General features: G+C 61.5%; 20 protein-coding genes. 7 read left to right on the top strand and 13 right to left on the bottom strand.

Translation table 11 applies throughout. The annotated features are described in order from the left end of the window. Window positions 1–68: 68 nt before the first annotated feature. Window positions 69–803: a GntR family transcriptional regulator gene (locus FHU12_RS25690; protein WP_141972550.1), complete on the bottom strand. Its 735-nt coding sequence runs from the start codon at window positions 801–803 to the stop codon at window positions 69–71. 658 nt (window positions 804–1,461) lie between these two features. Between FHU12_RS25690 and FHU12_RS25685 the strand changes: the two genes are divergently transcribed. Further along, window positions 1,462–2,859 (top strand): purine-cytosine permease family protein, encoded by a 1,398-nt coding sequence (locus FHU12_RS25685; protein WP_141972548.1) that lies wholly within the window; start codon window positions 1,462–1,464, stop codon window positions 2,857–2,859. Beyond that, the gene (locus FHU12_RS25680; protein WP_141972546.1) at window positions 2,856–3,788 is read left to right on the top strand and encodes a PfkB family carbohydrate kinase; all 933 of its coding nucleotides are present in this window, start codon (window positions 2,856–2,858) and stop codon (window positions 3,786–3,788) included. The genes FHU12_RS25685 and FHU12_RS25680 overlap by 4 nt, the downstream gene beginning before the upstream one ends. 33 nt (window positions 3,789–3,821) lie before the next feature. Here FHU12_RS25680 and FHU12_RS25675 read toward each other — a convergent pair whose 3' ends face one another. After that, window positions 3,822–5,072, bottom strand: a complete 1,251-nt coding sequence (locus FHU12_RS25675) for a nucleoside permease (protein ID WP_141972544.1) — start codon at window positions 5,070–5,072, stop codon at window positions 3,822–3,824. An 80-nt stretch (window positions 5,073–5,152) separates the two neighbouring features. After that, window positions 5,153–5,974, bottom strand: coding sequence for a xanthosine phosphorylase (gene xapA, locus FHU12_RS25670; protein ID WP_047729825.1), 822 nt, complete (start codon window positions 5,972–5,974; stop codon window positions 5,153–5,155). 137 nt (window positions 5,975–6,111) lie between these two features. Between xapA and FHU12_RS25665 the strand changes: the two genes are divergently transcribed. Beyond that, window positions 6,112–7,023, top strand: a complete 912-nt coding sequence (locus FHU12_RS25665; protein WP_141972542.1) for a LysR family transcriptional regulator — start codon at window positions 6,112–6,114, stop codon at window positions 7,021–7,023. Window positions 7,024–7,040: 17 nt separating this feature from the next. Here FHU12_RS25665 and ftsP read toward each other — a convergent pair whose 3' ends face one another. The 3 genes from ftsP to parC all read right to left on the bottom strand — a co-directional run bounded on the left by ftsP (window position 7,041) and on the right by parC (window position 11,843). Next, the gene (gene ftsP, locus FHU12_RS25660) at window positions 7,041–8,456 is read right to left on the bottom strand and encodes a cell division protein FtsP (protein ID WP_141972540.1); all 1,416 of its coding nucleotides are present in this window, start codon (window positions 8,454–8,456) and stop codon (window positions 7,041–7,043) included. A gap of 132 nt (window positions 8,457–8,588) precedes the next feature. Next, entirely contained in the window at window positions 8,589–9,323 is a 735-nt protein-coding gene (locus FHU12_RS25655) for a 1-acylglycerol-3-phosphate O-acyltransferase (RefSeq protein WP_141972538.1), read from the bottom strand. A gap of 246 nt (window positions 9,324–9,569) precedes the next feature. Beyond that, complete coding sequence (gene parC / locus FHU12_RS25650) at window positions 9,570–11,843, bottom strand: DNA topoisomerase IV subunit A (protein WP_126180076.1); 2,274 nt, start codon at window positions 11,841–11,843, stop codon at window positions 9,570–9,572. A 325-nt stretch (window positions 11,844–12,168) separates the two neighbouring features. Here parC and FHU12_RS25645 point away from each other — a divergent pair, with 325 nt between their 5' ends. Both FHU12_RS25645 and FHU12_RS25640 read left to right on the top strand, forming a co-directional pair. Then, window positions 12,169–12,750, top strand: a complete 582-nt coding sequence (locus FHU12_RS25645) for an NAD(P)H-dependent oxidoreductase (protein WP_141972536.1) — start codon at window positions 12,169–12,171, stop codon at window positions 12,748–12,750. A 33-nt stretch (window positions 12,751–12,783) separates the two neighbouring features. Beyond that, entirely contained in the window at window positions 12,784–13,092 is a 309-nt protein-coding gene (locus FHU12_RS25640) for a putative quinol monooxygenase (protein ID WP_025304303.1), read from the top strand. An 8-nt stretch (window positions 13,093–13,100) separates the two neighbouring features. Here FHU12_RS25640 and FHU12_RS25635 read toward each other — a convergent pair whose 3' ends face one another. The 6 genes from FHU12_RS25635 to nudF all read right to left on the bottom strand — a co-directional run bounded on the left by FHU12_RS25635 (window position 13,101) and on the right by nudF (window position 18,517). Next, window positions 13,101–13,997: a LysR substrate-binding domain-containing protein gene (locus FHU12_RS25635; RefSeq protein ID WP_141972534.1), complete on the bottom strand. Its 897-nt coding sequence runs from the start codon at window positions 13,995–13,997 to the stop codon at window positions 13,101–13,103. 81 nt (window positions 13,998–14,078) lie between these two features. Continuing rightward, window positions 14,079–15,974, bottom strand: a complete 1,896-nt coding sequence (gene parE, locus FHU12_RS25630; RefSeq protein WP_073534115.1) for a DNA topoisomerase IV subunit B — start codon at window positions 15,972–15,974, stop codon at window positions 14,079–14,081. Window positions 15,975–16,020: 46 nt separating this feature from the next. Then, the gene (gene yqiA / locus FHU12_RS25625) at window positions 16,021–16,605 is read right to left on the bottom strand and encodes an esterase YqiA (RefSeq protein ID WP_141972532.1); all 585 of its coding nucleotides are present in this window, start codon (window positions 16,603–16,605) and stop codon (window positions 16,021–16,023) included. Continuing rightward, window positions 16,605–17,432 carry a 3',5'-cyclic-AMP phosphodiesterase gene (cpdA, locus tag FHU12_RS25620; protein WP_033636061.1) on the bottom strand — a complete coding sequence of 276 codons (828 nt, stop codon included), beginning with the start codon at window positions 17,430–17,432 and terminating at the stop codon, window positions 16,605–16,607. The genes yqiA and cpdA overlap by 1 nt, the downstream gene beginning before the upstream one ends. Before the next feature lie 27 nt (window positions 17,433–17,459). Then, a complete protein-coding gene (locus FHU12_RS25615; protein WP_141972529.1) occupies window positions 17,460–17,885 on the bottom strand; it encodes a DUF1249 family protein in 426 nt (141 codons plus the stop codon). After that, window positions 17,885–18,517, bottom strand: coding sequence for an ADP-ribose diphosphatase (nudF, locus tag FHU12_RS25610; RefSeq protein WP_004937242.1), 633 nt, complete (start codon window positions 18,515–18,517; stop codon window positions 17,885–17,887). The genes FHU12_RS25615 and nudF overlap by 1 nt, the downstream gene beginning before the upstream one ends. A 347-nt stretch (window positions 18,518–18,864) precedes the next feature. Here nudF and tolC point away from each other — a divergent pair, with 347 nt between their 5' ends. Continuing rightward, window positions 18,865–20,379 carry an outer membrane channel protein TolC gene (gene tolC / locus FHU12_RS25605; RefSeq protein WP_141972527.1) on the top strand — a complete coding sequence of 505 codons (1,515 nt, stop codon included), beginning with the start codon at window positions 18,865–18,867 and terminating at the stop codon, window positions 20,377–20,379. A 150-nt stretch (window positions 20,380–20,529) separates the two neighbouring features. Then, complete coding sequence (gene dhaR / locus FHU12_RS25600) at window positions 20,530–22,479, top strand: dihydroxyacetone kinase operon transcriptional regulator DhaR (protein ID WP_141972525.1); 1,950 nt, start codon at window positions 20,530–20,532, stop codon at window positions 22,477–22,479. Here the strand turns inward: dhaR and dhaM are convergent. Next, on the bottom strand, window positions 22,476–23,906 hold the full coding sequence (gene dhaM / locus FHU12_RS25595) for a dihydroxyacetone kinase phosphoryl donor subunit DhaM (protein WP_141972523.1): 1,431 nt from the start codon (window positions 23,904–23,906) through the stop codon (window positions 22,476–22,478). The two genes, dhaR and dhaM, sit on opposite strands and share 4 nt — an antisense overlap. Between the last annotated feature and the right edge of the window lie 17 nt (window positions 23,907–23,923).

The raw sequence follows: 23,923 nt of genomic DNA, 5'->3' as shown, positions 1-23,923 counted from the left end.
TTTACAGGTTAATTAATCGCCGGGCGGCGATTATACGCACTAGTGACAAAAAGAGCATGGTTATTTCGCTAACCATTCACCTCGAATTCATAAACGTCGCTGCGGCACAAGATATCGCTGAACTCCAGCGCCTCGCCCTGGGCATTGCGGCTGGTCTGGGTGATGTGCAACAACGGCGCGCCGCACGGTACGTTGAGCAATTCGGCGACCTCGTCGCTGCAGGACACCGCCTTCAGCAGAAAGTGTTTATCTTCAGGCACGATGCCGCGCGATTGCCAGAGCGCATACAGCGAATGCTCCAGCTGCGCCGGTTCGGGCAGGAAGCGCGGCGGAATATAGGTGGTTTCCAGCGAGACCGGGCTGCCGTTCAGCAAGCGCAAACGCCGCAGTTTGATCACTTCATCTCCTTCCGCCAACCCCAGCGCCGCCGCGGCCTTGGCCGGCGCGCCGACCCGGGTGCGCAGCAACCATCGGTTACTGACGCTGCTGCCGTGGCGCAGCGCCTGAGCGGTGAAACCACTGTCCTTATCGAGGGAATAGCCGATGCGCATCGCCACGCGGGTGCCAACGCCCTGCTGCCGCGAAATCAGCCCCTTCTCCTCCAGCAGCTTCATCGCCTTGCTGACGGTGACGCGCGACAGCGCCAAGCCTTCCGCCATCTGTCGTTCCGGCGGCAAAAACGCCTCGGCCGCCAACACCTGCTGCCTGATTGCGGTTTCTATCGCCGTCGCCAGCTGAATATAACGCGGCGCTACCACCCCCTGCGCCAGATGGCCACGCAGCCAGGCCATAAAATCCGTCATTCGCCCGCCCTCTTACCTATGCCATTTGTCTGGATTTCGTTTTTTACCCTATCGCCGATCTGACGATAAGCCCCTCACCTTAACTAAAATATCGCTAATGTTTTCAGAGTGGCATCACAATTTTTGCCTAATGGACTTTCATTGGATCTAGATCGCGCGTAATCTGTGCTTATTGATGTTGATACATCAATCGCACCAACACCAGGGACCCACTTTAAAAACAATAAAAAACCCGCTGCCAGCCCTAAAGGATACCCTTGATGGCCGGCAGCGGGCATATACTGTCAGCACAAACGGCCGAGAATAAGCAACGTAGCTAATGGATAGCTTGCTCACTGCTCATAGCCGCATCACAGGATCCCTTCGCGGTGGGCGAACCGGATCGATGTCGGCAAATAGAAACGTTCCCGCTTCGCCAAACCCCGCTGCAGACCCACTCTTTGACTACACTCATTGGCGCCGTGCGGCCGACGTGCCTCACCCGATAAGGCGGATACCGCCCTCACTTTGACAAACTCGGCGGTATCAGCTGCTACATACTGCGCGGAATCGGCGTCTTCACCGACAACGGGATAGCCGGCCTCAACCGCGCCAACGGAATCGATTTTCAGTCAACTGCAGCGGCCCTCGCGGCCCTGCGCTACAGGGATCATTTGCTATGACCGATATCAATCGCAATGAAGCATGGAAGGTAGAAAGCACCGGAATCGACCGGGTGCCAGACGCAGAACAGACCGGCAAGCCCATCGAGCTGTTTTGGATCTGGTCGGCGGCCAATATCGGCATCCTCGGCGTGGTGTACGGCGCCATTATCGTCGGCTTCGGCTTATCCTTCCTGCAATCGGTACTCGCCGCGCTGGTCGGCGTGGCCAGCTTCGTGCTGGTCGGCCTCACCAGCTTCGCCGGCAAGCGCGGGCGCACCTCTACGCTGACGCTCTCGCGGGTGATTTTCGGCCTGAAGGGCAACGTGGCGCCCACCCTGTTCAGTTGGATCAACCTGATGGGCTGGGAAGCGGTCAATGTGATCACCGGCACCCTGACGCTGGCGGCGCTGTTCGAGGCCTTCGGACTGGGAACCAGCCACCTGCTGACCGCGCTCAGCCTGCTGCTGTTCGGCGGACTCACTGTCGTCGTCAGCCTGCTGGGGCAGAATACCGTGGTCTGGATGCAAAGCTGGTTCAGCCGCATCTTCGGCACCATGACGCTGATCGTGGTGCTCTATATCCTGTTCAACACCGAATGGAGCCAGGTGCTAGCGCTGCCTTCCGGCAGCTGGTTGACCAGCTTCCTGCCGGCGGTATCGGTGATCGCCGCCGGCACCGGCATCAGCTGGGCGATTGCCGGCGCCGATTACAGCCGCTATCAAAGCCCGAGCTCGTCGAGCAAAAGCATTTTCGCCGCGGTGATGGGCGGCGCCTGTTTGCCGCTGATGCTGCTGATGCTGGCCGGCATCCTGCTTTCCGTGCAGCTGCCCGATCTGGCCAGCGCCGCCAACCCCATCGCGCTGATAGGCTCCGTGCTGCCCGCCTGGATGGCGATCCCTTATCTGCTGGCCGCCACCGCCGGCATCGTCACCATCGCGGTGCTTAGCCTGTATTCCGCCAGCCTTAACCTGCTGACCATCGGCGTGCAGGTCAAACAGTGGCTGGCGGTGTCGATCGACGCAGTCGTGGTGCTGGGCATCGCCCTGTATGTGCTGTTCATCTCCGGCGACTTTATGGGGCCGTTCATCTCCTTCCTGGTGTTCTGTGGGGTGTTCCTGGCGGCCTGGGAGGCGATTTTCCTGCTCGATTACCTGTGCCTGCGCCGCCGCCACGGGTATGATGGCAACGCTTTGTACGGCCTGCATGGCCAGAACCGCGGCGTGCGCAAAGCCCCGCTGTTTTGCTGGTTCCTCGGCGCCCTGTGCGGCCTGCTGGTCACCAAAACCGGTTTTATCGACGGCCCGCTGGCCAAAGGCTTGTTCGCCGACTCCAGCCTGGGGCTGTTTGTGTCGTTCGCGGTGAGTCTGATCGCTTACGGTCTGTACCTGACCAAACGCAGAGAACATCAATGAATGAGTGGGAAGCTGTAACACCTGTCCTGGTGATTGGGGGCGCGGTCGGCGATCTGGTGATGACGCTGCCGCGCCTGCCGACCAGCGGCGAAGATGTCGAAGCCCAGCCGCAGGCGCGGCAAATCGGCGGTTGCGCGTTCAACGTGGCGCGCGCGCTGGTGCGCCTTGAGGTGCCAGTGATCAACGGCATGCCGGTTGGCAACGGCGAATGGGGCGCGGCTGTCGAAGCCGCCATGGGCGAACTGGGGCTGGAGGTGCTGTTGCGCCACGGCCAGATGGACAACGGCTGGTGCCTGGCGCTGGTGGAGCCGAACGGCGAACGCACCTTCATCACGGTGTCCGGCTGCGAAAGCCAATGGAATAAAGCGCAGCTGGCGACGCTGCCGCTGACGGAGCACACCCTGATCTACGCCAGCGGCTACGAGCTGGCGGGCGAAAGCGGCGAAGCGCTGCGCGAATGGCTGACGCGCATGCCGTTCGACCAACCGCGTCTGATCGATCCCGGCCCGCGCATCGCCCAGCTCAGCGAAGATTTCTTCGCCATGCTCAGCGACAGCCACACCCTGCTGACGCTCAACCGCGACGAAGTGGCCGCGCTATGCGGCGCCGGCGACGCCGTGGAGGCCGCGCAGCGCTATGCCGCCGCCCGTAACCTGACGCTGATCTGCCGCCTGGATCGCGATGGCGCGTGGATCTGCGACGGGCGCACGCCGCCGCTGCACGTTCCCGCCTATCCGGTAGACGTGGTCGATACCATCGGTGCGGGCGATGCCCACTGCGCCGGTTTGCTGGCGGGGCTGTCCGCCGGCTGGCCGCTGCCGCAGGCGGTCGATCTGGCCAACCGGGTCGCCGCCTGCGTGGTGGCCAGCCTCGGCGCGGCCAATCCGCCGGACTGGCCGCAGTTGCAACAGCGCTTCCCGCAGGCCTGACGTTTCAGGGCGCAGCCAGCTGCGCCCCCAGCCTTAGTGCGCCGCCACCGCGCTCTCCTGCGGCGAGTGGCGGTAGTTGAAGCTCAACGCGAACACGATCCCCAGCACCAGCGTATACAGCGCAAACACCAGCCAGATGCTCTGCCAGTCTTTCACGCCGTCATGGCTGAAGAAGTCCACCACCTCGCCGCTGGCGAGCGCCCCCAGATAGGCGCCCAAACCATTCACCATGGTCATGAACAGCCCCTGCGCGCTGGCGCGGATGCGGTGATCGGCCTCTTTCTCGACGAAGATGGCGCCGGAGATATTAAAGAAGTCGAACGCACAGCCGTAGACGATCATCGACAGCAGCAGCAGAACGAAACCAAAGCCGACCGGCGTGCCGTACGCCAGGAACAGGAAACGCAGCGTCCAGGCCGCCATGCTGATCAGCATCACCTGCTTGATGCCGTAACGGCGCAGGAAGAAGGGAATGGTGAGGATAAAGAACACTTCGGAGATCTGCGACAGCGACAGCAGCACCGCCGGATACCGGACGCTGAGGCTGTCCTGATACAGCGGATTGAGCGACAGATCGTGCAGGAACGGGTTGCCGAAGGTATTGGTTATCTGCAGCGCCGCGCCAAGCAACATGGCGAACAGGAAAAACAGCGCCATGCGCCGCTGGCGGAACAGCACCAGCGCATCCAGCCCCAGCACGCTCACCCAGCTCTTCGACTCGGCCGCGCGGTTGGTCGGGCAGCTCGGCAGCGTCAGCGAATAGGCGGACAGCAGCAGCGACGCCGCAGAAGCCAGGTACAGCTGCAGATTGCTGAGCTCAATTTGGCTAAAGCCGACCAGCCACATCGCCAGAATAAACCCCACCGTGCCGTACACCCGCACAGGCGGAAAGTCCTTCACCGTGTCAAAGCCGTGCTTCTCGAGGCAAAAATAGGAAATGGCGTTGGAGAGCGCGATGGTCGGCATATAAACCATCGCGTTGAACAGCATTACCCAGAACATCAGCATCGGTTGCTCGACCTGCGCCGCGCAGTACAGCGCCAGCGCCCCGAACAGGTGGCAAAGCGCATACAGAGAGTTGGCCTTCATCCACCGATCGGCGATGATGCCCGCCAGACCCGGCATGATCAGCGCAGCGATGCCTTTGGCGCTGTAAACCATCCCCACCTGCATGCCGCTGAAATGCAGCGTGTTGATCATGTAGGAGCCCAGCGTGACCAGCCAGGCACCCCAGATAAAGAACTGCAGAAAAATCATGACTTTCAATCGTGTTTTTATCGCCATCGCCATCACCTTGTTATTATGCTTTCAACGATGATTGGTGCAGCAGGCCCCTGCAGCCCGCCGCCGGTTTGCTTGCGGTCTTACAGCGTTTTGAACAGCTCGCGGATAAGGCGCATGAAATCGTCCGCCGCCAGCGCCGCGCAGCTGAGCGTTTGTTCATGGGAGAGCGGCGTATCCGACAGCCCTTCGGCGTAGTTGGTCATCGCGGACACCACCAGCACCTTGAGGCCGCAGTGGCGCGCCGTCAGGACTTCCGGCACGATCGACATCCCCACCACGTCGCAGCCCAGGGTCTGCATCATGCGGATCTCCGCCGGCGTTTCGAAATTCGGCCCGGTGTAGGCGGCAAATACCCCTTCCGCCAGCGGAATGCCCGCGCTTTCGGCCACCGCCGCCAGCTGGGCACGCAGATCGCGATCGTAGGCGTTCGCCAGGCTGAAGAAGCGCGGCCCGAAGCGCTCGTCGTTGGCGCCGACCAGCGGCGATTCCGGCATGAAATTGATGTGATCGGTAATGGCCACCAGGCTGCCCGGCGCCACCGAGCGGCGCAGCGAACCGGCGGCGTTGGTCGCCAGCAGGAATTCGCAGCCCAGCAGTTTGAAGGTGCGCACCGCGGTGGTCATCACCTGCATGCCGCGCCCTTCATAGAAATGACCGCGCCCTTTCATGCACAATACCGGTACGCCCTCCAGCTTGCCGGCGACCAGCTGCCCGGCATGGCCGGCGACGCCGCTCACCGGAAAGCCCGGCAGCTCCGCGTAGTCGATGGTGACGGTTTCGGTCATCACCTCCGCCAGGGCGCCAAGCCCGGAGCCGAGAATCAAGGCCGCTTTCGGCTGGAAACCCGGCAGGCGTGCGCGGACGACATCGGCGCAGGTAAAAGCATCTTCTTGATTAAACATCGTATTCTCTCTTTCAGCGGGGGATAATAATCCCCATAGTAGAGAGCGAGGCTCAGCCGAGACCAATACATTCTTGGCGGCCGATTTATTCCATTTACCTATAAGTTGAGCTGCGTCACAAGGAGACGATATCCCGGATGAATCAGCCCCATGCCCTGCCCGATCCCGGCCGGATTAACTTCCGCCTGCTGCACTATTTCCGCGTGGTGGCGGAAGAGATGAACTTCACCCAGGCGGCGCGGCGGCTGAATATGTCACAGCCGCCGCTCAGCAAGCACATCAAGGAGCTGGAGAGCCAGCTCGGGGTGGTGCTGTTCAAACGCACCACCCGCTCCATGACGCTGACGCCGGCCGGCCGCACGCTGCTGCGCAACGTCGAGCGGCTGCTGGATCAGGCCGACAGCGCGCTGCATCAGGTGCAACAGATGGGGCGCGGCGAAGGCGGCCACATGGTGGTCGGCATGGTCGGCACCTCGGCCTGGGGCGGCCTGATCGCGGCGCTGCGGCGATTCAGCGAGCAAAGCGCCGGCGTCACCTGGTCGTTGAACGAACTGACGCCCAGCCAGCAAATCGCCGCGCTGCAAAAGCGGCATATCGATATCGGGGTCTGGCGAGAGGCGCAGCAGCAGACGCTGCCGGGGTTGACCTGCCAACGGTTGGCGAGCGAAAGCATCGCCGTGGTGCTGCCGCTCGATCATCCGCTGGCGCAGCAGGAAAACATCCCGCTGGCGGCGCTGCAGAACGATAGCTTCATCGTGCTGCCGCCGCATGAGGCCAGCCTGGGGCTGTATCTGCACAATCTGTGTCTGCAGCAGGGATTCTTGCCGGACGTCGCTTATCAGGTCAACGAGCCGCAAACCCTGCTGGCGCTGGTGGCGGAAGGCTGCGGCATTACGCTGCTGCCGGACAGCTACGGCCGCATCCCGTGGCCCGGCGTGCGATTTTGCTCGCTGCAGCACGCGCCTTCGGCGGATCTGTACGCGGTTTATCGCGCCGACAGCGTCACACCGGTGGTGCAGGCCTTTCTGGAGATGCTGCGGGTGCCGTAAGCGGCCCGCAGCGCAGATTACATCGTCGGCTGCACCATCAGCTGGCCGGCGGTGCCGCGATCGGCCATCTCCAGCGTCTGGCTGTAATACAGGAACGGGAAGTGTTCGGAGGTAGGTTGGTTGAAATACACCAGCAGCTCGACGTCGCCATCGACCCAGACGGTATCCTTCCAGCCGCGATCTTCCGCCATCGGCTGCGCGCCGTTGACGCGTTTGATCAGGAACTGCACGCCCTGAATATGGAACGACTGCGGCGTATCCGCATGAATGTTCCAGCGTTCCCAGGTGCCTTGCTGCGCCTGCACGTCGATGCGGTTCATGTCCCAAATCGCGCCGTTGATGCCAACGCCGCCGTCGCCCAGGCGGAAATCGCGGGTGCGGCTGGCGCTGCCGTCCAACAGCTGATCCGCCAGCAGGCGCATCGGCAGGTTGTCGGTCACCAGCGGCAGCAGGCCGGTCGGGCGCAGCGTCAGCACCTGGGTGGACACCAGAATGCTCGACGGCTCGAACAGGCCGCGCAGGCGATCCATGATGCCCGCCGCTTCACCGGCGGTGATGGTCACCTCGTCGCCCTTCGACATGTCGATCAGCACTTCCCGGCGTTCGCCCGGCGCCAGCGACAGCTGCTGCACCGCGACCGGCGCGGGCAGGAAGCCCTGATCGCTGGCGATCACGTTAAATGGGCGCCCGTCGCTGAGCTGCAGGGTATAGCGACGCGCGTTGGAAGCGTTAAGCAGGCGCAAACGCACCCAGCCGCGCGACACCTCGACATACGGATTTTGCACGCCGTTGACCAACAGCGTATCGCCGACGAAGCCGCCCTGCGACGGCGCATCGTATTGCGGCGTGCCGAAGTTATCGAAGCGCTTGTCCTGAATGATCAGCGGGAAATCGTCGACGCCGTAGTGATTGGGCAGCGGCAGTGCTTTGCTGACGGCATCTTCCACCAGCCACAGCCCGGCCAGCCCGTTGTAAACGTGCGGCGCCATGCGGTTCGGCGTATTGGCGTGATACCAGCAGGTAGCCGCCGCCTGACGGATAGGCAGCACCGGCGACCAGTCGACGTTGGGCGACATCATGCGCGGCGCGCCGCCCATCAGCGTGCCCGGCACCTGCAGACCGCTGATGGTCATCGCCACCGGTTCCTGCAGGCGGTTGCTGTAGATCAGTTTGACGTCGTCGCCGCTGTAAACCCGCACCGTCGGCCCCAGGTACATGCCGTTGATGCCCCACACCGCCGCTTTGCGGTTATCCATAAACGCCCAGTGGGCGCGCTGCAAGGTCAGGAACAGCGGCTGACCGCGGCGAGACTCCAGCAGCGGGGGAATGGGTAATGGGGTCTGCGTTCCGCTCGCTTCAGCCCTCAGCGGCACGGCGCCCGCGCACAGCGCCAGGCCCGATGCCTGTAAAAACTGACGTCGACTGAGTGACATATCTTCTCCATGAAAAGCAATAACTAAACCGTGTGCAAAACCCAAACGCCCGCCAATCAAGATTAGCAGGCGTTCAGGCGTTAACGGCGCTGAACGCCAATTAAAACCTTATTCTTTGAAGCCGGTAGACTCTTATTTTTTGGCGGCGTTGCGCTGGGCGACTTCAGCGTCCAATTCGGCGATTTTCGCCTCCATCAGCTCGCGGCAATGGGCCGCCAGCTCGCGCACGTTTTCTTTGCCGTATTTGCTGGTATCCACCGGCGCCAACATCTCGACGATCACATGACCGTTATTCCAACGGTTAAGATTTATATTACCGCTGGTGGTGGATACACAGATCGGCACAATCGGCACGCCGGCGGCGATGGCCGCGTGGAATGCGCCGGTTTTAAACGGCATCAGCCCACGGCCACGGCTGCGGGTCCCTTCCGGGAACATCCAGATCGAAATGTCTTTCTTCTTGAACTGCTCCGCCACCTGGGCGATGGTGCCGTGCGCCTTGGCGCGATTATCACGATCTATCAGCAGGTTACCGGTCAGCCAATACAGCGGGCCGAAAAACGGAACCCACACCAGACTTTTTTTACCAACGGTCACGGTGCGCGGCTGCACGATATTGGAAGCCGTCACCATATCGTAGTTATTTTGGTGGTTGGCGATATAGATGCAGTTGCCGTTGTTGGCCGCATCGGCCGGCACGCGGGTTTCAACCTTGATGCCGAACAGCGTCGACAGGCGGCCGAAAAGATGGCCAAAGGTCGCCACATGGCGAGGGTTACGCGGGCTGAACAAGCAATAAACAGAACCGAAAATACACACCAGAATACAGAAAAGAGTGGCGAGAACGGCACGCAAAATCAATAACATAACAACCTCATTAGCACACTGCCAACGCAGTTTACTTCGCTGCGCAGATTCCTTTACTCATTATTTGCCGGCAAGGCGGAAAGCACGCCCACGTCGCCTGCATTTCTCGCTATTTTCCCGCCAGGCGGCAGTACGCACAATAATTTTATGCGCAGAAATGTTAACTATTTGGAAAATAAACGCCAGCAAAAATAAATAAGGCGGCCACAGCATGCTGCGACCGCCCGTTAACGCTAGCGCCAACGCTTACTCTTCGCTGTCGCCGCCCGATACCCGCACCGGCGCATCCACTTCGACGCGATCGATACGCTGCAGGCCGCGCGGCAGCTGGGTGCCCTTGCGACCGCGCTCCGCACGGAACTTCTGCAGATCTTCCGGCCGCAGCGTCAGCTTGCGTTTGCCGACGTGCAGCGTGACGGACGCCTGCGGCGGCAGCACGAACAGCCAGGCCAGCTTGTCTTCACCAGCCGCCGCCTGGGCTGCCGGAATGGAGACGATCTTGTTGCCTTTGCCCTTCGACAGCTGCGGCAGATCGGCGACCGGGAACATCAGCATGCGCCCGGCGGCGGTGATCGACAGCAGCATATCGTCTGCGCCGTGAATTTCCATCGGCGGCAGCGCTCTGGCGTTGTCCGGCAGCGTGATCATCACCTTGCCGGCGCGGTTGCGCGCCACCAGATCGTTAAAGGTACAGACGAAGCCGTAACCGGCGTCGGACGCCATCAGCAGCTTCTGATCGTCGGCCGCCATCAGCACCTGCTCAATGGTGGCGCCCGGCGGCGGCGTCAGCTTGCCGGTCAACGGCTCGCCCTGCCCGCGCGCCGACGGCAGCGTCATCGGATCGAGCGCGTAGCTGCGCCCGGTTGAGTCAATGAACACCACCGGCTGGTTGCTCTTGCCGCGCGCCGCACCGCGGAAGCTGTCGCCGGCCTTGTAGCTCAGGCCGGCCGGATCGATGTCGTGGCCCTTGGCGCTGCGCACCCAGCCCATTTCCGACAGCACGATGGTCACCGGTTCGGACGGCACGAAGTCGTGCTCGCTCATCGCCTTGGCTTCCGCACGCTCGGTCAGCGGCGAACGGCGATCGTCGCCGTAGGTCTGCGCGTCGGCCTGGATCTCTTTCTTAATCAGCGTGTTCAGCTTACGCTCGGACGCCAGCAGCGCCTGCAGCTGATCGCGCTCTTTCGCCAGCTCATCCTGCTCGCCGCGGATCTTGACCTCTTCCAGCTTGGCCAGGTGACGCAGTTTCAGCTCGAGGATCGCTTCCGCCTGGGTGTCGGAGATGCCGAAACGCTGCATCAGCACCGGCTTCGGCTCATCCTCGCTGCGGATGATGTGGATCACCTCGTCGATGTTGAGGAACGCCACCAGCAAACCTTCGAGGATATGCAGGCGTTTCAGCACCTTCTCGAGGCGGTAGTTCAGGCGGCGGCGCACCGTATCGCGACGGTAGGCCAGCCATTCGGTGAGGATCTCCACCAGCCCTTTCACCTGCGGGCGGTTGTCCAGACCGATCATGTTCATGTTGATGCGGTAGCTGCGTTCCAGATCGGTGGTGGCGAACAGGTGATTCATCACCTGCTCCAGATCGATACGGTTGGAACGCGGCACGATCACCAGACGCGTCGGGTTTTCGTGGTCGGATTCATCGCGCAGATCCTCGACCATCGGCAGCTTCTTGGCGCGCATCTGGCTGGCGATCTGCTCCAGCACCTTGGCGCCGGAGACCTGATGCGGCAAGGCGGTGATCACCGCGCTGCCGTCCTCTTTCTTCCACACGGCGCGCATGCGCACCGAGCCGCGGCCGCTCTGGTAAATTTTGCGAATTTCATCGCGCGGGGTGATGATCTCGGCTTCGGTCGGGAAATCCGGCCCCTGCACAAACTCGAGCAGGTCATCGAGCGAGGCGCCCGGCTTGTCGAGCAGCGCCACCGCCGCGGCGGCGACTTCGCGCACGTTGTGCGGCGGAATGTCGGTCGCCATGCCGACCGCGATGCCGGTGGTACCGTTCAGCAGGATGTTCGGCAGACGCGCCGGCAGCATCTTCGGCTCTTGCAGCGTGCCGTCAAAGTTCGGGATCCAGTCGACCGTGCCCTGGCCCAGTTCGGCCAGCAAGACTTCGGCGTATTTGGACAGACGCGATTCGGTATAACGCATCGCCGCGAACGACTTGGGATCGTCCGGCGCCCCCCAGTTCCCCTGGCCGTCCACCAGCGGATAGCGATACGAGAACGGCTGCGCCATCAGCACCATGGCTTCATAACACGCGCTGTCACCGTGCGGGTGATATTTACCCAGCACGTCGCCCACGGTACGGGCGGATTTCTTGAATTTGGCGCTGTTGTTCAGCCCCAGCTCAGACATGGCGTAGATGATGCGGCGTTGTACCGGCTTCAAACCGTCGCCAATGTACGGCAACGCCCGATCCATGATGACGTACATGGAATAGTTCAGATAGGCGTTTTCAGTGAATGTGTGCAGCGGTAAACGCTCTACACCGTCATGAGTCAGATCACTCATTACTCAATTATCCTCAGACCGTGGCTTGGCAATCCCTTGGACGACAAAAGGCATCGCTTGTCGATTCTGCCCGCGATAGTAACCCATCTGCGGGGTAGCTGTCACAGTTGGCGCAAGGATCGCCGGCGACGGCCGATTCCGCTCTGCGGTTTATGCAAAATTTCGCCACCTGGCGGCCGTTTTATTGACTGGCAGTCAACACTGTTGTGCGCCGGATCGCATTTTTACTTGCCTGACTAACGATTACACTCGTCGCCAGCGAGATGGTTTCCGCCTTTTCAGCGGGAAGCATGCCATATCTTAACTCTGACGGGAGCCGCGAAATATGAGCAATATCCTGATTATCAACGCTAAAAAACAATTCGGCCATTCCAACGGCGAACTCAACCAAACCCTAAGCGACGTGGCGGAAAGCTTCCTGCGCGATCTGCAGCACGATGTGCAGGTCACCGTGGTCGACGACGGCTATGACATCGAAGCCGAGGTACAGAAGTACCTGTGGGCCGACGCGGTCATCTATCAGATGCCGGGCTGGTGGATGGGCGAACCCTGGATCCTGAAAAAATACATCGATGAAGTGTTCACCGCCGGCCACGGCAGCCTGTATGCCAGCGACGGTCGCTCTCGTTCCGACGACAGCAAAAAATATGGCTCCGGCGGCCTGATCCAGGGCAAAAAATACCTGCTGAGCCTGACCTGGAACGCCCCGCTGGAGGCCTTCACCGATCCCGATCAGTTCTTCCACGGCGTCGGCGTCGACGGCGTTTACCTGCACTTCCACAAGGCCAACCAGTTCCTGGGGATGGAGGCGCTACCGACCTTTATCTGCAATGACGTGATAAAACAACCGGATATCGAAGCGGACATCGCACATTATCGCGAGCATCTGGCGAAAATTTTTGCTTAACTGACGCAGAACATACTCATCAACGAGGTAAGCATGATCACCGTAATCGCAGAAATCAAAGTGAAGCCCGGCCACCGCGCCACCGTACTGCAAGCCATTGAAAAACTGGTGCCGCTGGTACTGGCGGAAGACGGCTGCGGCGAATATACGCCGATGGTCGACAGCAATACCCAGGCGCCGTGGCAGAAGCGGTCGCCGGATTCGGTGTTCATGCTGGAGAAATGGGAAAGCATGGCGCATCTGGAAAAACACCTGGCCATTGAGCACATGCTCAAACACCGCGACACCCTCAAGGACAGCGTGCTGGACACCGAGATCTACATCTTGGAAAACGCCCTGTAATCCGCGACTTATAACGTCTGCGCGTCGATGTGCGCGCTGACGTAGTCCAGAAAACAGGTGATACGCGCCGCCAATTGCGTATTGCGGTAATACACCGCATTGATCGGCTGGCGCACGTCCAGCGTCTCCTGCTCCAGCAACGTCACCAGCTTGCCTTCTTCCCGATCGCGCCGGGTCATGAAGTCCGCCAACTGTACGATCCCCTCGCCCCGCAGCGCCAATTGCCGCAGCGTTTCACCGCTGGAGGCGGCAATGGTTGGCGTGATGGTGAAATGTGGCGCCTGGCGATAACGCAACGGCCACTGATTCAGCGATTCTGGCTGGGTAAAACCCAGCAGACAGTGCCGATGCAACTCCTCCACGCTCTGCGGCGTGCCGTGCTGCTGCAGATAAGCCGGGCTGGCGAGGATGCGCAACCGGCTGGCGCCCAGCGCGCGCGCATGAATGGTCGAATCACGCAACGCACCGATGCGAATGGCAATATCCGTGCGTTTTTCCAGCAGATCGATAACCAGGTTGTCAGTGTTCAGCTCGAGCGAAATTTGCGGATATCGCTCCCTGAACCCCGCCACCAGGGGCACGATGACATGCTCCATAAAAGGCGCAGCCGCGTTTATCCGCAGTCGCCCGGCCGGCATCTGCCGGCGCACCGCCATTTGTTCTTCGGCATTTTCCACCGAGTTGATGATCGTACGCGCATGGCTCAGGAAGCTCTGCCCTTCTTCGGTCAGCTCTAAGCGGCGCGTAGTGCGGCGCATCAGGGTGGTATCGAGCTTATTCTCCAGGCGGCTGAGCGCACGGCTGATGCCGGAGGTCGTCTGGCCGAGCTGATCGGCGGCGGAGGTGATAGAGCCGCTGTCGACCACCGAGGTGAACGCCAGCAATTCTTCGAGCGTGATCTTCATGCATTCCGGCCCTGGTTATCGGGCGCCGCATGAACGCCCTGCGGGAAAGCAGGCCCGGCGTTCACCGGGCCAGGGTCAGGCTCAGACCGCCAATTCGGCCATGTCGCCCTTGTCTTGCAGCCAGTTCCGGCGATCTTCCGAACGCTTCTTGGCCAACAGCATGTCCATCACCGCCAGCGTCTGATCGACGTCATCCTCTGCCACCGTCAGTTGCACCAGACGGCGGGTATTCGGATCGAGGGTGGTTTCGCGCAGCTGCAGCGGGTTCATCTCACCCAGCCCTTTAAAGCGTTGGACGTTCGGCTTGCCCTTCTTGCGCTTCAGCTGTTCCAGCACGCCGGCTTTCTCTTCTTCATCCAGCGCGTAGAACACCTCTTTACCGAGATCGATACGGTACAGCGGCGGCATGGCGACATAAACGTGGCCGCCTTTCACCAGCGAACGGAAGTGGCGCACGAACAGCGCGCACAGCAGCGTGGCGATATGCAGGCCGTCGGAGTCCGCATCCGCCAGGATGCAGATTTTGCCGTAGCGCAGCTGGCTGAGATCTTCGCTGTCCGGATCGATGCCGATCGCCACGGAAATGTCGTGCACTTCCTGCGAGGCCAGCACTTCATCCGAGGAGACTTCCCAGGTATTCAGAATCTTACCCTTCAGCGGCATGATCGCCTGATATTCGCGATCGCGCGCCTGCTTGGCCGATCCGCCCGCCGAGTCCCCTTCCACCAGGAACAGTTCGGTCATGGCCAGATCCTGCGAGGTACAGTCCGCCAGCTTGCCCGGCAGCGCCGGCCCGCTGGTCAGCTTCTTGCGCACCACTTTCTTGGCGGCGCGCAGACGGCGCTGGGCGCTGGAAATCGCCAGCTCGGCCAGCTGTTCCGCCGCCTGAACGTTCTGGTTCAGCCACAGGCTGAAGGCGTCTTTCACCACGCCGGAAACGAAGGCCGCGCACTGACGCGAAGAGAGACGTTCTTTGGTCTGCCCGGCGAACTGCGGATCCTGCATCTTCACCGACAACACGTAGGCGCAGCGATCCCAGATATCCTCCGCCGACAGCTTCACGCCGCGCGGCAGGATGTTGCGGAATTCGCAGAACTCGCGCATCGCGTCCAACAGCCCCTGACGCAGGCCGTTGACGTGGGTGCCGCCCTGCATGGTCGGGATCAGGTTGACGTAGCTTTCGGTCAGCAGCTCACCGCCTTCCGGCAGCCACAGCAGCGCCCAGTCGACCGCTTCGGTGTCACCGGCGAAATTGCCGACGAACGGCGCTTCCGGCAAGGTGATCAGGCCATTAACCGCTTCCATCAGGTAGTCGGTCAGGCCGTCCTGGTAGCACCAACGCTGCTCGGTGTTGTTCACCTTGTCGATGAAATAGATCTCGACGCCGGGGCACAGCACCGCTTTGGCTTTCAGCAGGTGAGTCAGGCGCGATACCGAGAAACGCGGGCTGTCGAAGAACTGTTCGTCCGGCCAGAAGTGCACGCTGGTGCCGGTGTTGCGTTTGCCGCAGGTGCCGATCACCGTCAGGTCTTGCACTTTGTCGCCGTTTTCGAAGGCGATGCCGTAAACGTTGCCGTCGCGGCGCACGTTGACTTCCACCCGCTTCGACAGGGCGTTGACCACCGAGATCCCCACGCCGTGCAGGCCGCCGGAGAACTGGTAGTTTTTATTCGAGAATTTACCGCCGGCGTGCAGCCGGCACAGGATCAACTCAACCGCCGGCACGCCCTCTTCCGGGTGGATGTCCACCGGCATGCCGCGGCCGTCGTCGATCACCTCCAGCGACTGATCGGCGTGCAGAATCACGTCGATACGCTTGGCGTGACCGGCCAACGCTTCGTCGACGCTGTTATCGATCACCTCTTGGCCGAGGTGGTTTGGGCGCGTCGTGTCGGTATACATGCCGGGACGACGGCGCACTGGTTCTAGACCGCTGAGTACTTCAATGGCATCAGCGTTATAGCTGGATTGAGTCATCGTTGATTATTTTTTCGTGGTTAAAGGGAGGTGCCGGAACGGTCCGTCAGACCGCGTTTAGCCCTAAAAAATCCACAATCTGGGGGAAGTAGTGCTCGAAACCGACGAAGGCGTGGTTTCCACCCGACTCCACCGTTTGCCGACACGCGGTGTAATACGCCACTGCCTGGCCGTAATCGAGAATTTCATCGCCCGTTTGCTGCAGCAGCCAGATTAAATCCGGCGACTCCAAGGGATCGATCTGCATCACTTTCAGATCGTAAACGTGCCGAGACTCTAACACATATTGCTGGCCGGTGTAGGGGTTCTCGTTGGCGCCGAGATAGTCCACCAGCAGCTCAAACGGCTTGACCGCCGGGTTGACCACCACCGCCGGCAGGGAAAAACACTGCGACAGCCAGGTGGCGTAATAGCCACCCAGCGATGAGCCGACCAGCCCGAGCGTTTGCCCGGCGCGTTCCAGCACCATATTTTCCAGCATCTCGGCGGCCGCCGCCGGAAAGGCCGGCAGCTGCGGCACCAGCATCTCGATATCGGGATGGTGCTCGGCCAGCCAGGCTTTAAAGGCCACGGCCTTGGCCGACTGCGGCGAGCTGTTGAAACCGTGCAGGTAGAGCAGTGTCGAAGGCATCAGTATCCATCCGAGTCCATATCGGGGCGGAAATCGTCGTTTTCCAGGCGGAACACCTGCGTCTCGACGCGGCCGTCCGGCAGCAGATCGAGGTAGCGCCAGCCGGGGGAAACGTCATCGATGGTAAAGTTAGTGCAGTGCGGCTTGAATTGCACGCAGGTCGAGGGCGTCGCCAACAGGCGCCGGCCCTGCCATTCCAGATCCAGGTCCTGGTGAATATGCCCGCACACCACGGTATTCACCTTCGGGTAGCGCAGCAGGATCGCGCCCAGCATATGCGGGTTGCGCAGGCTGTGCTGATCGAGCCAGGTACAGCCGGATGGCAGCGGATGATGGTGCAGCAGCAACAGCGTATAGCGCTCGGGGTGAGCCTGCAGACAGCGCTCCATCCACTCGAGCTGGTATTCGCTCAATTCGCCGTGCGGTACGCCGAACACCTGGCTATCCAACATCAGCACCTGCCAGCTGTCGCCCAGCAACACCTGTTTGGAAGGGGCAATGCCGGCGGCGGCCAACGCGTCGACCATCGCCGGTTGGAAATCGTGGTTACCCGGCAGCCACACGCAGGGGGCCGGCAATTGCGCGATACCGGCGGCGAAGTGGCGGTACGCCTCTTGCGAATGATCCTGCGCCAAATCTCCCGTGGCGACGATCAAATCAACGTCGCGGCGCTGCGCCTGGATGGCGTCCAGCACCGCGTGATAGCTGCGATAGGTATTGATGCCAAGCAACGTCTCGTGTTCGCCGGCAAAAAGGTGGGTATCTGTTATTTGTAGAATCCTGACCGCGGCCCCACTCGCCACAGGCAGTTTAAACAGGCTTTCCAAATGGTGTCCTTTGTTATTTCAGTCTGTCTAACAAACCGGAACCGCCATCGCTCCATGCGCCAAACAGTAGCGCAGCCAATCAGCAAGAAACTGGTTAATTTGATGCTTTTCGTCGCGTTGATGCAACTTTTTATTAGGATAATCATAACGCGCTTTAAAGCGGTAGATCTGCTGACTGGAACACACTTCCGCAACCATGGCGTCATGGTATAACCGCACCGTCATCGCGGGCAGGCTCCAGTAGCTGACCGCCGGAAAGATCTGCTCGATCTCCACCAGCGACGTGTAACGCGTGGACTCAACGATGGTCAAACGATAGCCGGCGCCGTTCACCTGATAAGTCACCGTTTCGCCCACTTCGTCGTTGCGCGGCAGCAAGCGGCGCAATTGCGCGAAGTTGGTTTCGCACAATCTCATCATTTCGGGGAAATCAGGGGTATAGCGCTGTTTCATTAGTTGGCCCACTCTTTTCTCAACGATTCATGGTGCAACGCCAGCCATTGCAATGCAATCACTGATGCGGCGTTATCGATCGCGCCCTCCTCCACCCAGCGGTAAGCCTGCTCGCGGCTGACCACGTGGACGCGGATATCTTCATGTTCTTCCGCCAGGCCATGGATGCCTTCGGCGGTGCCGGCGTCCACCTCGCCGACCATGATCGACAGACGTTCGCTGGTGCCGCCCGGGCTGGCCAGATAACTCAGCACCGGCTTGCAGCGCCCGACCACCACGCCGGCCTCTTCCTGCGCTTCGCGGCGGCACACGTCTTCGACGCTTTCGCCGGTTTCGATCATACCCGCCACCATTTCCAGCAGCCAGGGCGAATTACTGGTATCGACCGCGGCGATGCGCAGTTGTTCAATCAGTACCACTTCGTCGCGCACCGGATCGTAGGGCAGCAGCACCGCCGCATGGCCGCGCTCGAAAATTTCACGCGTGATTTCAGGACTCATTTCGCCATTGAACAAGCGATGGCGAAACCGGTATAAATTGAGTGAAAAAAAACCACGGTACAGCGTCTCGCGTGCAATAATTTCTACATCTTTTTTATCGAAAGTGACGGGTGACGGCTGCGAACGGTTCATGCGCGAATTCTCCTGCGTGAGTATGCCGATAAAATAAACGGTTTTGATGACAGAAACAGCGGGTCTCACCGCCGCCGCTTTATGTTAGGCTGTTTTTCGCCGCCGGACGCGGCGCGTTTGTGCGCTCGCAGGTAATAGCGGGAAACAATCCGGATTGTCAGCCATAATATCAGCTGCAGTCGACCCGGACAGTACGCCAAGGTAAATGGGCGGTCTGAAAGGTAAAAGTTACGTGAGATGGCACATTCAGCCACCTGATGCGTACCGCAGACTCTGCTAGAATCGGCAACTATTTCGTCTATCGTCAGCGCTAACATAGCAATATTGCTGCACAACAAGGAATGCAAATGAAGAAACTGCTCCCCCTTCTTATCGGACTGAGCCTGGGCGGCTTCAGTGCAATGAGCCAGGCAGAGAACCTGCTGCAGGTCTACAAACAGGCCAGGGAAAGTAACCCGGATCTGCGCAAAAGTGCTGCTGACCGCGACGCCGCATTCGAAAAAATCAATGAAGCGCGCAGCCCGCTGCTGCCGCAGCTCGGCCTGACCGCCGGTTACAACTACAACAACGGCTATCGCGACAGCAACGGCGTTAACAGCAATGTCACCAGCGCTTCGCTCGGCCTGACGCAAACCATCTTCGACATGTCGAAATGGCGTGCGCTGACGCTGCAGGAAAAGACCGCCGGCATCTCCGACGTGACCTTCCAGACCGCGGAACAGCAGCTGATCCTCAACACCGCCACCGCCTATTTCAACGTGCTGAGCGCCATTGACACGCTCTCTTATACCCAGGCGAACAAACAAGCGGTTTACCGCACGCTGGATCAAACCACCCAACGCTTCAACGTGGGCCTGGTGGCGATCACCGACGTGCAGAACGCCCGTTCCGCCTACGATACCGTGTTGGCGGCCGAAGTCACCGCCCGCAACAACCTGGACAACGCGCTGGAAGCGCTGCGCCAGATCACCGGCACCTTCTATCCTGAGCTGGCCTCGCTGAATACCGATCGCTTCAATACCCAGCGCCCGGAAGCGGTGAACAACCTGCTGAAAGAAGCGGAAGCGCGCAACCTGAGCCTGCTGTCCGCCCGTCTGAGCCAGGACCTGGCGCGCGAGCAGATCCGCTCTGCGCAGACCGGTTATATGCCGACGGTCAACCTGAATGCGTCGACCGGGATCACCAATACCCGTTACAACGGTTCCGCCACTCACGACACGCTGAGCTCCAGCCGTTACAGCAATTCTGATGCCGGCCAAAACCAGGTTGGCGTTTCGATCAGCCTGCCGCTGTACAGCGGCGGCGCAACCAACTCGCAGGTGGAACAGGCGCAGTACGGCTTCGTCGGCGCCAGCGAGCAGTTGGAAAGCGCCCACCGCGGCGTGGTGCAGACCGTGCGTTCGTCGTTTAACAACGTTAACGCCTCGATCAGCAGCATCAACGCCTACAAACAGGCGGTGATCTCCGCGCAGAGCTCGCTGGATGCGATGGAAGCCGGTTATCAGGTAGGTACCCGCACCATCGTCGACGTGCTGAACGCCACCAGTACCCTGTATAACGCCAAGCAGCAGCTTTCCAGCGCGCGTTATACCTACCTGATCAACCAGCTGAACATCAAGTCGGCACTCGGCACGCTGAACCAGAACGATCTGCTGACGCTGAACGGCGCACTGGGCAAACCGGTATCGACCGCGCCTGACGCCGTCGCACCGCAGAACCGCTCTCAGGACGCCTACGCAGACGGTTATCAGGACAACGCGCCGATGCAACAGGTCGCTGCGCCGGCACCAAGTGCCACACGCGCTGCGGCACCAGCCGTCAGCCAACCGACTCGCAACAGCGGCAACCCATTCCGCAACTGATGCGCGCGCGTTGATAAACACGGGGTTCGGCCTGCGCCGCACCCCGTTTTTTTTACCCCGATTTCCCCACTTCTGCCCGCCACCTCACAGCCGTCGCTGCGCCAGGTGGTATCATCGTCACTCTCGTTTTCGCAGTCTGGATGGGGTTCGATGGACAACGATTCACGCTGGCAGCGCTTGATTCACGACGGCGAACTGCCGCCGCCGCTGCGCCCGGCGCAGGCGGTTTACGCCTCCTGGCTGCGCTGCCGCAGCCTGATGCAGCCAGACGTTTGGCAAGCACCGCACCGCGCTCAGGGTGCCACCTTCGAATCGATTTGCCGCCGCAAGAATGACCTGCTGACGCTCGGCCAGGCAGCGCTGGAAGACGCCTGCGAATACATGGAGCCGCGGCGTTGCCTGTTGATGATCCTCGACGAGAGCGGCTGCATGCTGTGGCGCTGCGGCGACGCCCAAACCTGGGAGCATTTGCAGCCATTGGGATTTGCCCCCGGCGCTTACTGGGCCGAGGGGCAGATCGGCACCAATGCCCCGGCGCTGGCGGCGGTGGAAGGCCACCCGGTACGGGTGAGCGGCGAAGAGCACGTGCGCCGGGCGCTGCACGGCTGGTCGTTCTGCGCTACGCCGGTCTACGACAACAGCGGCCGCCAGCGCGGCTCGATCGCCTTGGGCTGCCTGCTGGCCGATTGTGCCGCCGGCGATCTGTCGCTGACGTTGGCCATCGCCCGCGAAATCGGCAATTCGCTGAACGCCGACAGTCTGCTGGCGGAATCCAACCGTCATCTGAATCAGCTTTACGGTCTGCTGGACGGCGTAGACGACGGCGTCATGGCCTGGGATCACCGCGGTTACCTGCAATACATCAACCAGCGCGCCGCCGGCCTGCTGAAGCTGGACGAACAGCAGAGCCAAGGCAAACCGCTGGCGCAACTGCTGACGCTGCCCGCGCTGCTCAAACGCGCCATCGCCGATCGCCAACCGCTGCAACACGTCGAAGTCACCTTCGAAAGCCAGCGGCAGTTTATCGCCGCCTTGCTGACGCTCAAGCCGATTTTCGACGGCGAACGCTGCAGTTTCATCGCCCTGCTGCACCCGCTCGAACGGCTGCGCCAGTATGTCAGCAGCCAGCTGGGGCGCGTCAGCCACAGCTTCGAACAGATGCCTTCCGCCTCGCTGGAGATGCGACGGCTGATCCGTTACGGGCAACAAGCGGCCAAAGGCCAGCATCCGATCCTGTTGCGCGGAGAAGAAGGCGTTGGCAAAGAGCTGCTCAGCCAGGCTATTCACAACGCCGGCGAACGCGCCGCCGGGCCGTATATCGCCCTCAACTGCCAGCTGCTGCCGCAGGCGCAGGGACTGCGCGAACTGCTGGGCAGCGACGCCAGCGAAGAAGAAGCGGGCCAGCTGAGCAAATTCGAATTGGCCAACGGCGGCACGCTGTACCTCGAACAGATCGAATACCTGCCGGTAGAAATGCAGTCGGCGTTGCTGCAGGTGTTGAAGACCGGCGTGGTAATCCGCCTCAATTCCAGCCGGGTGATCCCGGTCGATGTGCGGGTGATCGCCGGCAGCGCCGCCGATCTGCCGCTGCTGGTGCAGCAAAACCGCTTCCGCCGCCAGCTGTTTTACAGCCTGCAGGCGTTCGAGATCCTGATCCCGCCGTTGCGTCAGCGGCTGAGCGATATTCCGCTGCTGGTCAAACACCATCTGCGCACGCTGGAGCAGCATTTTCAGTGCCGCTTCCGGGTCGATGACGAGGTGATGGCCCAGTTGGCGCTTTATCTGTGGCCGGGCAACGATTTGGAACTGAAAGGGGTGGTGGAGCGCGCGGCGATGATTTGCCACGGCCACCACATCCAGTTGGCGGATCTGCCGGCGCACCTGCTCGGCCAGCCGTCGCTACTGGAAAGCGATCCGCAGCCCGGCGCGCCGCTGTTGACGCTGACGGACATGGAGCGCCAGGCGATCCTCCGCGCGGCGACCGTCAGCCGCGGTCAGCTGACGGAGATGGCGCAGCTGCTGGGCATCGGCCGCACCACCCTGTGGCGGAAGGTCAAACAGCACGGGATCGACATCCGCCAGTTCAAGCTGCGCGCTTAGTGGCTGAGCTGCAACACCCCGCGCGCGGCGTCCAGCATTGCCTTCTGCCCGCTGCGGGTTTTGCTCAGGCAATCCTGCATGCCGACCACCATCGGAATGCCCATCGCCTTCGCCAGAATGGCGCTGTGCGACAGGGCATTGCCACCGCTGAGGCAGATGCCAAGCACCAGACGCCTGTCGAGCATCACCACCTCTGAAGGCATCAACTCGTCCATCACCAGTATCGACGGCTCTGCCAGCGCGATGGCCGGCAGCGGCAGCCCCTGCAGATGGCACAGCGTGCGGCGCAGCATGTCGCGCACGTCCAGTTCGCGTGCCCGCATGTAGTCGTCATCCAGTTCGCGGTACTCTTCGGCGATCGCTTCCAGCACCTGTCGCCAGGCCTGTTCGGCGCAGCACAGCTGCTGCGCGATGCGGGTGTAAGCCGCCTGCTGCAGATCCGGATCGTCCAGCAGCATGCTGTGGGCACCGAAGATCGCCGCCTGCGGCTTGCCGATCAGCGTGCCGGTACGTTCCGCCAGTCGGTTCAGATCGCTCAGCGTGTGCTGTAGCGCCTCCCGCAGGCGTTGCTGTTCGCCCAACACCTCGTCCGCGCCGATCCGTCGATCGGCGGTTGGCGGCCAGAAACTGTGGGCCTGGAACACTGGCCCGCTGGTGACGCTTTCCGCCACCGGGATACCATGCAGCGAAGGCTGCTGCCGCTCGGAGACCGTCTCGCCGAAATGCTGCTCCGCCAGCGCTTTGAACGCCGCCAGCGCCTCGTCCGCCTGCGCTCCGTCGGCGATCAGGCGAATGATGTCACCGTGGCGCACCTGCAGCAGCGCCAGCTGATTGAGGCTGCGCGGATCGACGCACTGCCCCTGCTTTTCCAGCACCAGCTCGGCCTTGAACGGCGCTAACGTCTCGACCAGTCGCGCCGCCGGGCGCGCATGCAGCCCGTGCGGGTTCTGCACCGTCCAGGTTGCGCTTTTGCCCTGCGCCAGCGGCAAAGCCGCGCTTTTCCCGGCCGGCGAGCCTTCGCCCAGCTGCGCCTGTTTGGCCTGCAGCGCGCCCTGCGCCTCCGCCACCACCTGCTCCAGCGAAGCGCCGGAGTTGGCGGCCACCACCGCCGCCAGCGTGCCTTCGACCAGCGGCGCCGCACACAGCCGCACTTTGGCGGCCAAGTCCGGATCCAGCAGGTCGAGCGCGGTTTCCGCGCTGAGCAGCGCGCTGCCCAGATCCATCAGCACCAGAACGCCGTCGCCGTCGGCGACCGCTTCAATCGCCTCCATCACTTTGACGGCGTCGGTGCCGATCGGGTGCTCCTCGTCATCCACGCCCGCCGCCAGCGCCAGCTTGCAGCCATCGCCGCGCATCATCTGCCGCGCCAGCTGCTCAACGCCGCGCGCCAGCAACGCGCTGTGCGAAACCACCACGATATTAATCATCTCGCCTCCTGCTACGG

The sequence above is a fragment of the Serratia marcescens genome, assembly GCF_006715005.1.
GTDB lineage: Bacteria > Pseudomonadota > Gammaproteobacteria > Enterobacterales > Enterobacteriaceae > Serratia > Serratia montpellierensis.
The sequence above is the reverse complement of the archived record's forward strand: the minus strand, read 5'-3'. Positions and strand labels throughout refer to the sequence as shown.

Excerpts from the sequence above, each read along its gene's own strand:
- FHU12_RS25690 (WP_141972550.1), bottom strand. The coding sequence starts at position 803 with ATGACGGATTTTATGGCCTGGCTGCGTGGCCATCTGGCGCAGGGGGTG.
- FHU12_RS25685 (WP_141972548.1), top strand. The coding sequence starts at position 1,462 with ATGACCGATATCAATCGCAATGAAGCATGGAAGGTAGAAAGCACCGGA.
- FHU12_RS25680 (WP_141972546.1), top strand. The coding sequence starts at position 2,856 with ATGAATGAGTGGGAAGCTGTAACACCTGTCCTGGTGATTGGGGGCGCG.
- FHU12_RS25675 (WP_141972544.1), bottom strand. The coding sequence starts at position 5,072 with ATGGCGATAAAAACACGATTGAAAGTCATGATTTTTCTGCAGTTCTTT.
- xapA (WP_047729825.1), bottom strand. The coding sequence starts at position 5,974 with ATGTTTAATCAAGAAGATGCTTTTACCTGCGCCGATGTCGTCCGCGCA.
- FHU12_RS25665 (WP_141972542.1), top strand. The coding sequence starts at position 6,112 with ATGAATCAGCCCCATGCCCTGCCCGATCCCGGCCGGATTAACTTCCGC.
- ftsP (WP_141972540.1), bottom strand. The coding sequence starts at position 8,456 with ATGTCACTCAGTCGACGTCAGTTTTTACAGGCATCGGGCCTGGCGCTG.
- FHU12_RS25655 (WP_141972538.1), bottom strand. The coding sequence starts at position 9,323 with ATGTTATTGATTTTGCGTGCCGTTCTCGCCACTCTTTTCTGTATTCTG.
- parC (WP_126180076.1), bottom strand. The coding sequence starts at position 11,843 with ATGAGTGATCTGACTCATGACGGTGTAGAGCGTTTACCGCTGCACACA.
- FHU12_RS25645 (WP_141972536.1), top strand. The coding sequence starts at position 12,169 with ATGAGCAATATCCTGATTATCAACGCTAAAAAACAATTCGGCCATTCC.
- FHU12_RS25640 (WP_025304303.1), top strand. The coding sequence starts at position 12,784 with ATGATCACCGTAATCGCAGAAATCAAAGTGAAGCCCGGCCACCGCGCC.
- FHU12_RS25635 (WP_141972534.1), bottom strand. The coding sequence starts at position 13,997 with ATGAAGATCACGCTCGAAGAATTGCTGGCGTTCACCTCGGTGGTCGAC.
- parE (WP_073534115.1), bottom strand. The coding sequence starts at position 15,974 with ATGACTCAATCCAGCTATAACGCTGATGCCATTGAAGTACTCAGCGGT.
- yqiA (WP_141972532.1), bottom strand. The coding sequence starts at position 16,605 with ATGCCTTCGACACTGCTCTACCTGCACGGTTTCAACAGCTCGCCGCAG.
- FHU12_RS25615 (WP_141972529.1), bottom strand. The coding sequence starts at position 17,885 with ATGAAACAGCGCTATACCCCTGATTTCCCCGAAATGATGAGATTGTGC.
- nudF (WP_004937242.1), bottom strand. The coding sequence starts at position 18,517 with ATGAACCGTTCGCAGCCGTCACCCGTCACTTTCGATAAAAAAGATGTA.
- tolC (WP_141972527.1), top strand. The coding sequence starts at position 18,865 with ATGAAGAAACTGCTCCCCCTTCTTATCGGACTGAGCCTGGGCGGCTTC.
- dhaR (WP_141972525.1), top strand. The coding sequence starts at position 20,530 with ATGGACAACGATTCACGCTGGCAGCGCTTGATTCACGACGGCGAACTG.
- dhaM (WP_141972523.1), bottom strand. The coding sequence starts at position 23,906 with ATGATTAATATCGTGGTGGTTTCGCACAGCGCGTTGCTGGCGCGCGGC.